A 14,349-nucleotide genomic window follows, 5' to 3' on the forward strand; every position below is an offset into this window, starting at 1 on the left:
ATGTCTGAACAACACGCACAGGGCGCTGACGCGGTAGCCGACCTTAACAATGAACTGAAAACGCGCCGTGAGAAGCTGGCTAACCTGCGCGAGCAGGGGAGCCCGTTCCCGAACGATTTCCGTCGCGATCACACCTCAGACCAACTGCACGCTGACTTCGACGCGAAAGAAAACGAAGAGCTGGAAGCGCTGAACATTGAGGTATCCGTTGCCGGTCGTATGATGACCCGCCGCATTATGGGGAAAGCCTCATTCGTTACGCTGCAGGACGTTGGTGGCCGCATTCAGCTGTACGTTGCGCGTGACGATCTGCCGGAAGGCATTTACAACGAGCAGTTCAAAAAATGGGATCTGGGCGATATCCTCGGCGCGAAAGGTAAGTTGTTTAAGACTAAAACCGGCGAGCTGTCCATCCATTGCACCGAGCTGCGTCTGCTGACTAAAGCGCTGCGTCCGCTGCCGGACAAATTCCATGGCCTGCAGGATCAGGAAGCGCGTTACCGTCAGCGCTACCTGGATCTCATCTCTAACGATGAATCTCGCAACACCTTTAAAGTGCGCTCACAGATCATGGCGGGTATTCGTCAGTTCATGGTTGGCCGTGGCTTTATGGAAGTGGAAACCCCGATGATGCAGGTGATCCCTGGCGGTGCCGCTGCACGCCCGTTCATCACCCATCATAACGCGCTGGATCTGGACATGTACCTGCGTATTGCGCCGGAACTGTACCTCAAGCGTCTGGTGGTTGGCGGCTTCGAACGTGTGTTCGAAATTAACCGTAACTTCCGTAACGAAGGCATCTCCGTTCGTCATAACCCAGAGTTCACCATGATGGAACTCTATATGGCTTATGCGGACTACAAAGACCTGATCGAACTGACCGAATCGCTGTTCCGCACGCTGGCGCAGGACGTTCTGGGAACCACCGAAGTGCCTTACGGCGAAGAAGTCTTCGACTTTGGTAAACCGTTCGAAAAACTGACCATGCGTGAAGCCATTCAGAAATACCGTCCGGAAACCAACATGGCGGATCTGGACAACTTCGACTCTGCTAAAGCGATTGCTGAATCTATCGGCATCAAGGTTGAGAAGAGCTGGGGTCTGGGTCGTATCGTGACGGAGATCTTTGAAGAAGTGGCGGAAGCGCACCTGATTCAGCCGACCTTCATTACCGAGTACCCGGCAGAGGTTTCTCCGTTGGCTCGTCGTAACGATGACAACCCGGAAATTACTGACCGCTTCGAATTCTTCATTGGTGGACGCGAAATCGGTAACGGTTTCAGCGAGCTGAACGATGCAGAAGATCAGGCGCAGCGTTTCCAGGATCAGGTTAACGCCAAAGATGCGGGCGATGACGAAGCGATGTTCTACGACGAAGACTACGTTACCGCTCTGGAACACGGTCTGCCGCCGACAGCCGGTCTTGGGATTGGTATCGACCGTATGGTTATGCTGTTCACCAACAGCCATACCATCCGTGACGTGATCCTGTTCCCGGCGATGCGTCCGGTTAAATAAGATGTGAAATGCCGGATCGCGCCACGCTTTTCCGGCCTACGATAAGCATGATTTGTAGGCCGGATAAAACGCTTTCGCGTTGCCATCCGGCAATCAATTACGGTTAGCAAACTCGCGTAATAATTCGCGCGCTTTATCGTTAGATGCCTGCATTACCATCCACGGGCTGAAGGCCCACGGTGTGGCATCCAGCGCACGTAAGACATCCTCAAGTTCACTCCACTGCTCATCCATTACTTCATCCGTGTTTGGCCGTCGCGCACTGATAACTCGTGCGGCATAGACCGGGCAAACTTCGTTTTCCACAATCCCACTGGGGTCTGCAGCGCGGTAACGAAAATCAGGATACACGGGCGTGAGTTCGGCTACCTCCACACCCAGTTCGAAACGAGCGCGACGGATGATGGCGTCTGCAGTAGTTTCACCGGACTGCGGATGGCCGCAGACCGAGTTAGTCCAGACGCCTGGCCAGGCTTTTTTGTGTAGCGAACGCCGGGTCACCAACAGTTGGCCCTGGTCGTTAAAGAGCCAGCAGGAGAAGGCAGAGTGTAGGGGCGTTGTAGCGGTATGCGCCGCATACTTTTCCAGTGTTCCGCAGGGCTGGTCCTGCTCATTCAACAAAATGACATGTTCCTGTCGCATCGCATCCACCATTAATCTTGAGCATCACTATTATATGCCTAATTGTGGCCGATTGATTATCCGTCGGTGTGAAATGCCTGAACGGACGATTCGTGCCGCGATATGATTTGGCATCCGGCATCGGACTGCTATGATAAAGCGTCTTAAAATGTTGCGAGGAATTGTTTTGAGTGCGGGACGCCTGATGAGAAAACGCTTTGTTATCACAATAATGTTGCTGAGCAGCCTGATCGTCGCGGGATGTTCAAGCTCATCTGATTCCGGTTCTGGTTCTACCTATACCGTTAAGCGGGGAGATACGCTGTATGGTATTTCACGTGCGACAGGGACCAGCGTCAAAGAGATCGCGCGCCTGAACAACATTTCTCCCCCCTATACCATAGAAGTTGGGCAAAAGCTTAAGGTCAGCGGTGGCGCGAAAACCAGCACGGCATCGGCGAAAACAAAATCTAAATCGAAATCCTCCACCAAAACGGCAGCAGTCAGACCGTCTTCTTCTGTGCCACAGTCATCCTGGCCACCGGTAGGGCAACGCTGTTGGCAGTGGCCAGCGAGTGGGAAGGTGATACTGCCATACTCCACGGCCGAAGGTGGCAACAAGGGGATTGATATCTCTGCCGCGCGCGGCACGCCTGTTTATGCGGCTGGAGCCGGGAAGGTGGTCTATGTCGGCAATCAGCTGCGCGGCTACGGCAACCTCGTGATGATAAAACATGGCGAAGATTACATTACCGCCTACGCCCATAACGATACGCTGTTGGTTAACAACGGGCAAACAGTGAAAGCCGGGCAGAAAATTGCCACCATGGGCAGCTCTGATGCGGCTTCGGTGCGCCTGCATTTCCAGATCCGTTATCGCGCTACGGCTATCGATCCGCAGCGCTATTTGCCGCCGCAGGGCAGCAAACCAAAATGCTGACGGTGAATTAATCGCCAGTCAGTCGATCAGCCCCTTGCCAGGAAGTGTGTAAGGTTTATAATCCCTTACGCACTTCAATGCGGGCGTAGTTCAATGGTAGAACGAGAGCTTCCCAAGCTCTATACGAGGGTTCGATTCCCTTCGCCCGCTCCAGCTATTTCCACTCTAAAATATTCTTTAGAATCAATAAGCTAAAAGCGGATGTAACCAGTGTTACCTTTAAAGGTACCCACGGGGCTACTCATTGCTGCTGCGATCTGGTATGTGGTTAGGGAGCATATCAAATAGCTGGCGGTGGTTCCACGTTCTTACCGCGATAGCCCAACAATGAACAAAAAGCCGAGCACCCGGCATAACTCCTACAGCTTTCAGTGAAGCGCATTTTTGCCGATGCTCCCACATGCCACACGTCGAGATGACGTTGCAGGGAATAAACAGGTTTTATGGTGGTTACGGTACTTGCAAACCATATGCAAGCTCTGCCAGCGTCTCAGCCACGCTCCCGAAAGGGTACACGGCGATCCTGATAAACTTCACTGTCTGACATAACCCCCGATGAAGTCGCTACGCTCCGCACGTTGTCTTACCACCAACGGGCTTTATGGCTTGTATTGTCTGAAATCTTGTAATGAGTTAATTCTCAAGGCTTCTCGATATTTACTAAAGTACCAAAAAGGCCACGACTGAAAAGTACTGCACTCAGGCGAGGGGGTGTCCCCCACTCAAAGGAAGCCTTTCCCCCGTGTGCCTCTCTGGGCTGGGTGGCTGTGGAACGTTTGAAAGAACAGTGCTGTGTGTGTTCTGCTGGGGATTCACTTTGCTGGTCTATCAGAATTCACGTACAGACGCTTGTTCAGCTTCTGAGCGAGGTTGTTCGTGCGTGGGTACAGTGCCGTTTGTTATGTGCGGTGCAGCTTCCTGTATCAACCCTCGGCATTCTTCAATCTGTGAAGGGGTTTGCTTCTCTTCCTGCTGGTCGCTCTCTCATCTCTCACTAGCTCTGCTTGTTGCTACGCTTATCGTTCGTTCGTCGTTCGCTACACGTAGCACTCTCTATCGTCACTCAGTCAGATTCTCATTCTTTGTATCTTCGCTTCGTTCCTGCCTAGTCTTTCCGTTCTTGTCCGATCCTTTATCTTTTCTCTTTGTAGTGCGGAACTATATTTTTTTATTATTATTATTCAGTTAATTAAGGTCTTTACCTTGAAAGCCTTTGCAGTCTCATATGGGTATACCTGAGTGACATATCATTACCAAGTATCCTACAGGTATAAATAAAACCCTATTGACTACACATTGTTGATGTGATCTCTTATAAGTCTAGTTGTGATATTTCATTGAGACTTAGGGGGAAGCATGGCACACAACGCGCTTATTTATTGCCGCGCCAGTACAGCAGAGCAACACGCAGACCGGGCACTGCACTCACTTCAAGAGTTTGCCAGTGATAGCGGGTGGTCTGTGCGGGCAGAGTACATCGAGAATGCTAGCGGTGCGAGACTGGCACGCCCTGAACTGATGCGTTTGCTGGATGATGCGAAGGCCGGGGAGGTCTTGCTTGTCGAGAGCATCGACAGGCTAAGCCGCCTTACACAAAAGGAATGGGCGACACTGAAACAGAGGATTCAGGATAAAGGGCTGATTATCGTTGCCATTGACTTGCCAACCTCATGGCAGCTACTGAACGATACAGCGTCAGAGCTAACAGATGGCATCCTGAGAGCCGTTAATGCAATGCTGATTGATATCCTAGCAACGATGGCACGAGTGGACTATGAGACACGTAGGACACGCCAAGCGCAGGGCATCGAGCGTGCTAAAGCCGAGGGGAAATATAACGGGAAGTCCAAGGACGAGAGTGCCCGTGAAACTGTCCGCGATATGCTGACCGTTGGTAACAAACCGGAATACATCATGAAAGCTGCCGGAATAAGCCGCGCGACTTTTTACCGGATAAAGCGTGAAATACAGGCCGAGAAATAGGCGGAACAGGCTGATTTTAGAATTCTGTAACTCATTGAATTTACTATGTGGTAATTAGAACATCACTTGTAAGGGGAAGGAAGCGAGTACCGACTAGGGTTGTAGAAATCCTGTCTTACAAACGATGGTAATTAGAATATCACTCTCTAGGGAAGGAGGCGAAGTCCGCACAAAACGCTTTCACACCCTCCTGTAATTCTCCGTGGCACGTGTGCTCGGGGTAAATCCACTGGTGCAACCTCAGACTTAATCCCAGCACCACACCCCGCACCGTAACCAAAGGAGAAATATGTTTCAGACCGATGATCTGCCAAACCAGTTCGACGACACTCCCACCGATTTAAAAAAAACTGACCGCATTATGTGGGGCGCATTCAAGAGGGGTTACGTCCCAACGGCTAACGACCTTCAAGCCCCATCAATGAAGGCGCTGTACGAACGCTACAGGGCGCAGCACGGACGAGATGATTTAAAGGCTGCGATAGCTGAGAAGCTACGCGCAGAGAGCGCTATACGACGTATTGCCATGCAGAACCCCAATCGTATTAGCCTAAACCAATCCCAAGTCACCCACGCAGTAAGAACCTCACTAGACGTTTACTGCACTGGCGAGACTCGACCATCGGTACAAATCGTGCGTGATCTGTTACCCGGAAAGGATGTTAAGCCCGTGATGAATAGACCTCAGCAGCGTAAACGTATGAAGAAAGCCCTCAAAGCCAATGCAAGCCATCCGGCTGTAGTTACCGCACAAAAGCAGGGAAACCCTATTCGTATGGATGCCGATACATTGTCGAGTGGCCTGCTGAGCTTACAGAACGCGGCTATGGTAGTGCGTAAGCTGGATGAGCATGAGAAGCGCCTGGGTGATATGGAGTCCCGCCTGAAAGAGCTGGAGGCATTCAAGGCTAACACCGAGAAGCGCCACGCTATTGAGGACTCAGGACAGACACCAGAGCAACGGGTACTTGAGCTGCGTAAACAGGGTTTAGGCTACAAAGCTATCAGCACTGCTACCGGAACGTCACAGAGCACCGTACGTAACTGGATTAAGGCACACGGTCTGTAATCGGAGGGGTGTCAGATTTGGCACCCTTTGGCACCCCCATAAACCCCAAAAAGTCTTACTTACTAAAGTAAGTATATAGCTACACCTCTCCCTGTCATGTCATACTCAACAACACTTCTAAGAAGTGTCTCAATAAATCACCGCATATTATACATGGTGAGAACTGCACCATCCCACAAAGTAAATCAAGAAATCTGTTTACCCACACAGGTAAATACTTATCGTAATAACAAAGGAGTCAGAATGAATAATTCAAATAGTTTTAATAGCACCTTCCCAACTGGCAAACACTCACGAGTCGGGACTGGATACCAAAATACTTTCGATGTTAAATCGAAGCGCACTGCATTTAGTCCATCTCAGCGCCAACGTATTCCAGAGTTGGGCAGAGAACTCCGCTCCGCAACTGGAAAGAAACGAGAGCGGTTAATGGCTGAGTTCGATGAGATGCTTGATTCGGTTAATCCAACACCCGCAGATATCAGGATGATCACTCAGTACGCTAAAACGGGTAGCAGCACAGCAGATGAATTATCAACTGATGACGCAGGAAAACTACAAGAAATTAGCCGATACCTCCCCAACGAATAGTATTAAGTTTGAAGTGTAAATTTATAATGTGTACACCAGACCTTTACCAAACCGATTTAAACAAGAAGTGATTTAGACGTAATCTATAAATAAATAGTGCAGATACAGACCCGCTTAATTTCTCGGGTGATACTGCACGTCTAAATATTACCTATTCCATAAGGAAACCAATAATGATTAATTCAGTTAACAAAGCAGTAAATACATCCGTAAACACATCTGTTAACACTCCAGCCGGTACCGTAGTACTACCGTCTCCTTATGCTGAGAAGCCCTCAGAAACGGCCTCTGTGCCATTCTCAGAGGCGCTTTGTACCAGCAGTACCTTAGCCCTTTTCCAGCGAATCCAAGCCGCACAGCAGCACGCAGAGCTTCCAGCGATCCAGCCTGAGCCAGCTTTCCCAGAGGGTGTCAGTTCGTGGATGATCGAAAACTCGAGTAGCGTTGTGCAACCGTTGAAATCGGCATTGATTAACGCACATATCCAGACTGAGGCCGATATTCTTTATCTGGTTCAGGCGGTATGTACCGCTCTGGTTAATCAGGCGAACCGATATCGCAACTTAGTTATTACGCAGAACGCAGCAGGGAAAGCACAGGCTAATTCCGATGCTGTAGGCGAAGAACTGAAACGGGCTTTACTGGCATTTATGCAACGCGAGCAGTTACAGAAACAGTTCTCTCCAGATGAGATGGCAGCGCTCACCGAGCATGTCCAGAAGGGCAACTACAAGTTTGCCCAGAATCTAGCAGGACAAGACGTGCGTTTCCTTGCTGATTCTCCTGATTGGCAAACCAAGGCTGATGCATTAGCTAGTATCCCAAATGCGTCAGCGGTAACGGTGTCTATCCTCCCAACTGAAACAATCGGCAATCAAGTGGCTGTTATTCCTTCTGGTAATGGTTGGACGCTGAACGTGTGGGCAAACGGCTGGCACCCGGTGCAGTGTTCGGATAATACAAAGGCTACCGCTATTCAGGAGCGTAAGCACAAGCTAGAGTTCGACAAAGCGTTACAACGTTCCCGCCCCGTTATTACCGGCATGTTCCCCGACCTAATTCAACAAGCGGTAGAGGCTGAGCAGCATGTACCAGCAGATTAACGGAGCGAATAAGCCAAACGCTAAACAGAACGGTAGGGGCCGCGCAGCCCCTGCACCACTCCAAAACGGGCAGCACCCAACGAACCGAGAGTTGCAGTTAATGCAACTTGGCTATCCCGAGTACCAACAACGGCTCAGCAGCATTCAGCAGCATAACCCCGCTCGATACAACGCCATTATGGATAAGCAGAAACTCTTCACTAGTGGTGACTTCCGGTGTGTGAAATGTGGGGGTGTCGAGCAGTACACCCGGAATCTGGCTTGCCGTGGTTGCTGTATTAAACGTAGCAAGGCGGTGTTTGTTCTTCTCGAATCGCCTTACATCCTGAATCCCGAGTACCGGTATATCCCCGATGAGGTGGCCTCAGAGCGGTATCAGGAGCGCGTGCAGGCGAAGCAGTACCTCGATTGGTTCAGGGGCGAGTTAATGCTGGTGCGTGTCCAGTGCGGTCAGTGGCTGCTAGAGCGTGGCGTGCTGTTTCAGCCGGGCAAGGGTGGACGTTCTCAGGGAGTGCAGTATCTCCAGCCTAACCAGAAACGACACGCTGAGTTTATGAACAATCCCGAGTATCGGGAAATCTTGAATTATATCGAAAACACTATAGGAGAAAGGCCATGAACGGTGATCTTGGTTGTTCATTACAAGAAGCTATTGCCCTTAACCGCATTTTAAAGCTGTGTAGCGATGCACCGTCGGGGCTGGCGTGGCGAGCACGCTCTGGGAAAGGTAAAGCGAATAAGCGGGAAGGCGACCCAGCAGGCGGTTTAAATAGAACGGGTGGGCGGGATTATCGAGTCATGGTGAACGGGAGGCGGTGGACTGCTCCCGCCGCCGTTCGGATTCTGCTGAGTCTGGAATCTGTCCAGCGAATCAAAAAGGAGGTTTGATGCTGTACACAAAACAAAAGGCGCTGCCTACGCAGGTACCAGCGCTTCACGAGTCGCTTTGCTTAGCCAATGATTCTCCATCCGGTATTCGTTATCGCGTGTCCAGTTCGCTTGGTGTTCACGTCCCGACTTGTGTTGCGGGATTACCCACAGTGATATCGTCATGGCCTCCTGATGTGGCTGAGACGTTCAGAGGCCAGCACTTGCACCCGTTAGATTATGAAGTGTCAGTACAAACAGGTTGGGATATCCAAGAGATAGGCGAGGGCTTGTGGGACGTTAATCCCTTGCTAGAAACATTCCCTGCTGCTGAGGTTCGCGCTGCTTTGAAGCACTTGGAGCTTGAGCATGAGATTCAGTTGCTAACGCGAATTGTTGAGACTGATAAAGAGCAAGTGCAGAAAAAAGACGTTAAAAAAGTATCTAGGTTCAATGGTCAGAGCGCCGATTAAGGGGCTACATATCGCCGCAACGTATTTTAACTTCAAAAATAATATACTCCATTGATTTAAAATTCAATCAAACTTGTACCGGTATATCGTCTTATACGTTGGTAATAGCAATCGTGCCTCTAACTCAAATCATCAGTTGGTATAATGTGGTACGATACTGCTGTCACCAATACCCCCCCCCTATACTATTACCGTGCTGTTAAGTCTCAATCAAAAAAATTTAACCTTGCTCTGCTTCTTGTACATGTTAATCGTTCATGAAAGTAATGCTCCATAATATGGGTGTTCAGTGTTTTTAAATTTATGAGCGGTTAACATGGTTTTAGATTGCAGGGTGTTCCTCATAGGTTTACTGATATTGATTTCTATTGTTGGTTTGTTTTTTGTTGCTCAATATAAACTCAATGTATTTTAAGGAGTGTCTTATTATAAGTAATGATAAGGGGAATGATATTATAGTTAATTGCTTCGCAGTCGATACAGAATCTCCGAGCGGTTTAACTTGGAAGCGTGCCCTATCCCAGAGAGTTAAAATCGGTGCTTGTGCCGGGACTCTCGGTAAAGATGGTTATTGGTCTGTTCAATTAAAAGGAAAGAAGTACGCTGTACATCGTATTATCTGGTCTGTTATCAACGGTACTATTCCTGCTGGGCATTGTATCGACCATATAGACGGGGATAGAGGTAATAACAATATCCTGAATCTGCGATTAGCTACCAGAGCGCAGAACAACCAGAATGCACGTAAATGTATTACAGGTAATAATCTACCCAAGGGAATTAGTGTTAATAAAACAAATGGGGTTTATTGTGCTCAAGTACAAAGTGACGGGAAGCGGTGGCGTAAGCATGGGAAGAACCTTGAGCAACTTACCCATGAGGTTCAATTAGCCCGTACAATCTCACACGGGCAATTCGCATGTCATGGATAGATTTATTTATTATCTTCTAGGGCGGGGCAGCGGGGCGTTGTTAAGTCACTGCACCGCCCAATATTTCGACCGTAAATAATAAACTCCCTCGGCTTGGTTGGGTAGTATTTATCGAATAAAGTTATCGTTTCATTTAGTAACTGATTGCAAGAGTCAGGGGAGGCGGTGACGAGATGCCCGTTGACTTCTAATAAGCAACCGAGACTATAGTACCAGCCGTTAAAGCGTTTAATATTAACCTCACGTAAAGAAATATTATCAGTGCCGCTTCCAATATAATATGATGCTTCATCATTCATTGGAGCGCGAGAGAATACAAATAGAATGCTTACTACAAAGCCCAGTGCGATAAGTTGGGCTGCTATTGAGATAGCCCGCCCTTTAATTATGAATACCTTGAGCATACTAGCCCCTTGCTGAATGGGATTGTTATAATACAGGTACAGTTGTGCCGTTATGTTCCGTAATCTAGGCGGCAACCACTGTGCATTAATAATTTATCCTCCCCAGCGTATTCCATTTTCTTCGATAGCGTACGGGATGTTTGGATGCGCTGCTTCCCATACTTTTAGAAATAGGCCTATGTGTTTTGAGCAAGTGCCGGGATAAGCAGATAACCCGTCCGTTGTTTCTATGACACAGGCGTTTGAGTTCTCCTCGGTCAGGTTCTTTGCTGCGGGATAAACAGCGAAAGTATCTATAAAGCGGATTGTTACGGCACCTAGATCGTTGGCATTTACAGACGGTGCGCCATACAACACACTAAAAACTAAAATACTCAGCCTAAATATTCTCATACAGATTCCCTTTTCATGGGCAGATTGGTTTTTGATCTCAATACTGCCAGTAGCGAGAAGGCATTGATAATTGGTTTGATAGATCAATACTCGTTAATCGATCGGTTTAATCGATCATCTTTGGTGAGCTTCCACATGGTAAATCGCTTGTACCAGTGACACATAATCGGCTAGTTCTGATAGAAGTGCACCAGAGCTGTAAGTTTTGAATGATTCAGTCTTGCCCCTTTCATGACCAACAATCTGTGCAATCCTATCCTCCGGTACGCCAGCGCGGTCTAAGGCAGTAATGAACATTCCGCGCAGACTATGAAAGCATTGTCTGTCTGTGGCATTGGGTAAAACCTTATCCCGTAGGCGGGTGAATTGCTGGCTGTACCACGGCCCCCTTTTACCATCGAGTCGCTTTATCAAATTTGACTGAGGTAACAGGTACTCGCCTAGCTCGCCTTGCTGGTTCAATTGTTTGCATCTGGTGATGACGCTTTGTAACGCTGGGTGCATTGGTACAACCCGTACGCCTGCTTTTGTTTTAGCTGCTCGCACGCTAAAGCACATAACACCCTCGATTTCTGAGGCGTCAGAGATCCGTAGAGAGGCGATTTCATCTAGCCGCATACCCGAGTAAAGCCCGATTAAAATAACGTCCTGTAGATCGTCTGAGGCGTTATTAAGTAGGGTATTTATTTCATCCGGGGTGAATGCTTCATAGCTTTTTATTGTTTGCTTGGCCTCTAGTCTATGCCCGGTAAATGGGGAGGCCGCTGGTATATCGTCGTAGCAACGGCGGGCGTACTCGTACACCGTGTTTAATCCTGATAAATAATTCTGGATAGTCTGCTTGGATTTCTTAGGCTTGAGCGCTCGAATAAATCCCGTTACCTCGGTGCGGCTGATGCCTGTCAGTTCGGTATCAGAAACGTTTAGATACTTGAGAAATAAACGAGAGGCTAGGGCATGTTTGCTTATTGTGCTGGGGCTTCGAGATTGTTTGTACTCGGTGAGGTACTCATTCGTAACGGCCTTTAGCATGACCCTTTGGTCTGAAAGCGCTTGTGCTGATTCTCCTAGTTGTTGTATAGCGTGGATAGCGCGATTTAATAATACCGCTCCGGTATCAATTGCGTGCTTTTCCTTTACGTGGTTCCACTCAACAACTAGGCGGTCTCGAACTACTCTCGCTTTCAGGACGTCTCGTTGCCCTGTGCTTTTCTTAAATAGCTTTCGTCCATCGGTTAAGTGGCGCATATGCCTAGGGACTGATATTTGAAACATCCAAAGGCCTGTTTCATGTTTGTACAGGTACTGGTTCTTGTTGCTGCTACCCATAGCGCTACCCCGTGTGGTGATGTATATTCACCGCACCAGCAATGGGGTTCGGCACTTTCGGCTATACAAGAAAGTACTTTTGTTCGATTCCCTTCGCCCGCTCCAAACTCAAGTCTTCTGAAGTCTACCAAACTCAATTTTCCCTTGATAAATCAGCAGTTATAGCATTCTATTAGTCTATTGAACTCAATTGTACTCCCCCAGGGTCAAGCTCAATGTGGGGGTATGGATGGGGGTATAATTGTACCCCCTGCTGAGAGGTACCCCCAATGAAGCTGACAGCTCGTCAGGTTGAAACTGCAAAACCTAAAGATAAGCCCTACAAACTCGCTGATGGTGGTGGTCTTTACCTGCTGGTTAATCCCAACGGTAAAAGATACTGGCGTCTCAAATACCGTTCGCTAGGTAAAGAGAAGCTGCTCGCTATTGGCGTTTACCCCGATGTTTCTTTAGCTGAAGCCAGAAATAAGCGTGAGGATGCAAAAAGGACATTAGCGGCTGGCAACGATCCTTCTCTTGAACGGAAAATTGAGAAACTTAGTCGTCAACAAGATGCAGAAAACTCTTTTGAGGCTATCACGCGGGAGTGGTATCAGCGTCGCTATGACCGCTGGTCTGTCTCCTACCGCGAAGAAATGTTGAGAACCTTTGAAAAGGATGTGTTCCCTTATATCGGTCACCGGCCAATCAAAGATATCAAACCGATGGAGTTGCTTGCTGTTCTTTCAAAGATAGAAGTTCGAGGAGCAACTGAGAAGGTCCGTAAGGTTCGCCAGCGTTGTGGAGAGGTCTGGAAGTATGCCGTTGTGACTGGCAGGGCTGAGTACAATCCAGCTCCTGATCTAGCCAGCGCAGTAGCTCCCCATGAGAAAGAGCACTATGCTTTTTTGACCCAGGATGAATTGCCAGAGTTTCTTCAAACTCTGAACACCTACGCAGGTAGTGTACTTGTTAAAATAGCGATGCAATTACTTATTTTGACTGGAGTAAGGCCTGGGGAATTGAGGCAAGCGGAGTGGCAGGAGTTTGATTTTGAGCGGAAGGTTTGGAACGTGCCAGCAGAGCGCATGAAAATGCGCCGCCCTCATCTGGTTCCGTTATCAAGCCAGGTAATTGACTTGCTTAATCAGCTTAAACCCATGACGGGAGCGGGAACGTTGCTGTTCCCAGGACGTAATAATCCAAAGAAACCGATGAGTGATATGGCATTGACTGTGCTGGTCAGGCGTATCGGCTATGCCGGGCGTGTTACGGGGCATGGATTCCGCCACACGATGAGTACTATTTTGCATGAGCAGGGATTTAACTCAGCTTGGATCGAGCTACAACTGGCTCACGTCGATAAGAACTCAATTCGTGGAACGTATAACCATGCTCAGTATCTAGAGGGAAGGAGGGAGATGATGCAGTGGTATGGCAATCTAATCATTGATTTGAATTCAGCAGTACGGTCAGGCTGACCTGCCCCCACGATTAGATACAACACTCAGTTAGTAACGTCGGAATCTTCATTCTCAGAATGACCCTTTCTCCAGCCCGCTGCAAATTCAGACGGTGTCTGATAATTCAGCGTGGAGTGCGGGCGGCATTCGTTATAATCCTGCCGCCAGTCATTAATAATTTTCCTGGCATGAACGATATCGCTGAACCAGTGCTCATTCAAACATTCATCGCGAAATCGTCCGTTAAAGCTCTCAATAAATCCGTTCTGCGTTGGCTTGCCCGGCTGGATTAAGCGCAACTCAACACCATGCTCAAAGGCCCATTGATCCAGTGCACGGCAAGTGAACTCCGGCCCCTGGTCAGTTCTTATCGTCGCCGGATAGCCTCGAAACAGTGCAATGCTGTCCAGAATACGCGTGACCTGAACGCCTGAAATCCCAAAGGCAACAGTGACCGTCAGGCATTCCTTTGTGAAATCATCGACGCAGGTAAGACACTTGATCCTGCGACCGGTGGAAAGTGCGTCCATGACGAAATCCATCGACCAGGTCAGATTGGGCGCCGCCGGACGGAGCAGCGGCAGACGTTCTGTTGCCAGCCCTTTACGACGTCTTCTGCGTTTTACGCCCAGGCCACTGAGGTGATAAAGCCGGTAAAGGGGATCGCAATACCCGCAGTCACTC

At 48.9% G+C, this 14,349-nt stretch carries 14 protein-coding genes, 1 tRNA gene and 1 pseudogene; 11 read left to right on the forward strand and 5 right to left on the reverse strand.

Annotated features, from left to right (window positions below; translation table 11 throughout):
• Positions 1-1,518, forward strand: a complete 1,518-nt coding sequence (lysS, locus tag FDW88_RS06000; protein ID WP_137362207.1) for a lysine--tRNA ligase — start codon at positions 1-3, stop codon at positions 1,516-1,518.
• A 93-nt stretch (positions 1,519-1,611) separates the two neighbouring features.
• On the opposite strand, the gene idi is transcribed toward lysS, so the two are convergent.
• Positions 1,612-2,160, reverse strand: a complete 549-nt coding sequence (idi, locus tag FDW88_RS06005; protein WP_117342622.1) for an isopentenyl-diphosphate Delta-isomerase — start codon at positions 2,158-2,160, stop codon at positions 1,612-1,614.
• Positions 2,161-2,320: 160 nt separating this feature from the next.
• Here idi and actS point away from each other — a divergent pair, with 160 nt between their 5' ends.
• The 9 genes from actS to FDW88_RS06055 all read left to right on the forward strand — a co-directional run bounded on the left by actS (position 2,321) and on the right by FDW88_RS06055 (position 10,097).
• Positions 2,321-3,079: an amidase activator ActS gene (gene actS / locus FDW88_RS06010; protein WP_168246980.1), complete on the forward strand. Its 759-nt coding sequence runs from the start codon at positions 2,321-2,323 to the stop codon at positions 3,077-3,079.
• A 79-nt stretch (positions 3,080-3,158) separates the two neighbouring features.
• A tRNA-Gly gene (locus FDW88_RS06015) sits at positions 3,159-3,232 on the forward strand.
• A gap of 1,203 nt (positions 3,233-4,435) precedes the next feature.
• On the forward strand, positions 4,436-5,062 hold the full coding sequence (locus tag FDW88_RS06020; RefSeq protein ID WP_137362208.1) for a recombinase family protein: 627 nt from the start codon (positions 4,436-4,438) through the stop codon (positions 5,060-5,062).
• Between the two features lie 673 nt (positions 5,063-5,735).
• Positions 5,736-6,131: a helix-turn-helix domain-containing protein gene (locus FDW88_RS22665; protein WP_233471464.1), complete on the forward strand. Its 396-nt coding sequence runs from the start codon at positions 5,736-5,738 to the stop codon at positions 6,129-6,131.
• A gap of 243 nt (positions 6,132-6,374) precedes the next feature.
• Complete coding sequence (locus FDW88_RS06030) at positions 6,375-6,722, forward strand: hypothetical protein (RefSeq protein WP_137362210.1); 348 nt, start codon at positions 6,375-6,377, stop codon at positions 6,720-6,722.
• Between the two features lie 173 nt (positions 6,723-6,895).
• On the forward strand, positions 6,896-7,825 hold the full coding sequence (locus tag FDW88_RS06035) for a hypothetical protein (RefSeq protein WP_137362211.1): 930 nt from the start codon (positions 6,896-6,898) through the stop codon (positions 7,823-7,825).
• A 100-nt stretch (positions 7,826-7,925) separates the two neighbouring features.
• Positions 7,926-8,444: a hypothetical protein gene (locus tag FDW88_RS06040; RefSeq protein ID WP_249354875.1), complete on the forward strand. Its 519-nt coding sequence runs from the start codon at positions 7,926-7,928 to the stop codon at positions 8,442-8,444.
• Between the two features lie 268 nt (positions 8,445-8,712).
• Positions 8,713-9,165, forward strand: a complete 453-nt coding sequence (locus FDW88_RS06050; protein WP_137362212.1) for a hypothetical protein — start codon at positions 8,713-8,715, stop codon at positions 9,163-9,165.
• A 404-nt stretch (positions 9,166-9,569) separates the two neighbouring features.
• The gene (locus tag FDW88_RS06055; RefSeq protein WP_137362217.1) at positions 9,570-10,097 is read left to right on the forward strand and encodes an HNH endonuclease; all 528 of its coding nucleotides are present in this window, start codon (positions 9,570-9,572) and stop codon (positions 10,095-10,097) included.
• A 2-nt stretch (positions 10,098-10,099) separates the two neighbouring features.
• On the opposite strand, the gene FDW88_RS06060 is transcribed toward FDW88_RS06055, so the two are convergent.
• The 3 genes from FDW88_RS06060 to FDW88_RS06070 all read right to left on the reverse strand — a co-directional run bounded on the left by FDW88_RS06060 (position 10,100) and on the right by FDW88_RS06070 (position 12,223).
• Complete coding sequence (locus FDW88_RS06060) at positions 10,100-10,501, reverse strand: hypothetical protein (protein WP_137362213.1); 402 nt, start codon at positions 10,499-10,501, stop codon at positions 10,100-10,102.
• 93 nt (positions 10,502-10,594) lie between these two features.
• Positions 10,595-10,894: a hypothetical protein gene (locus FDW88_RS06065; RefSeq protein ID WP_137362214.1), complete on the reverse strand. Its 300-nt coding sequence runs from the start codon at positions 10,892-10,894 to the stop codon at positions 10,595-10,597.
• 114 nt (positions 10,895-11,008) lie between these two features.
• Positions 11,009-12,223 (reverse strand): site-specific integrase, encoded by a 1,215-nt coding sequence (locus FDW88_RS06070; protein ID WP_137362215.1) that lies wholly within the window; start codon positions 12,221-12,223, stop codon positions 11,009-11,011.
• A gap of 269 nt (positions 12,224-12,492) precedes the next feature.
• Between FDW88_RS06070 and FDW88_RS06075 the strand changes: the two genes are divergently transcribed.
• Positions 12,493-13,683, forward strand: coding sequence for an integrase arm-type DNA-binding domain-containing protein (locus FDW88_RS06075; protein WP_048998164.1), 1,191 nt, complete (start codon positions 12,493-12,495; stop codon positions 13,681-13,683).
• Positions 13,684-13,709: 26 nt separating this feature from the next.
• On the opposite strand, the pseudogene FDW88_RS06080 reads toward FDW88_RS06075, so the two are convergent.
• Positions 13,710-14,349 (reverse strand): annotated as a pseudogene (locus FDW88_RS06080) (IS3-like element ISSen4 family transposase); the annotation flags it as partial.

This window comes from Citrobacter sp. wls829 (genome assembly GCF_005280825.1).
Taxonomy (GTDB): domain Bacteria; phylum Pseudomonadota; class Gammaproteobacteria; order Enterobacterales; family Enterobacteriaceae; genus Citrobacter; species Citrobacter gillenii.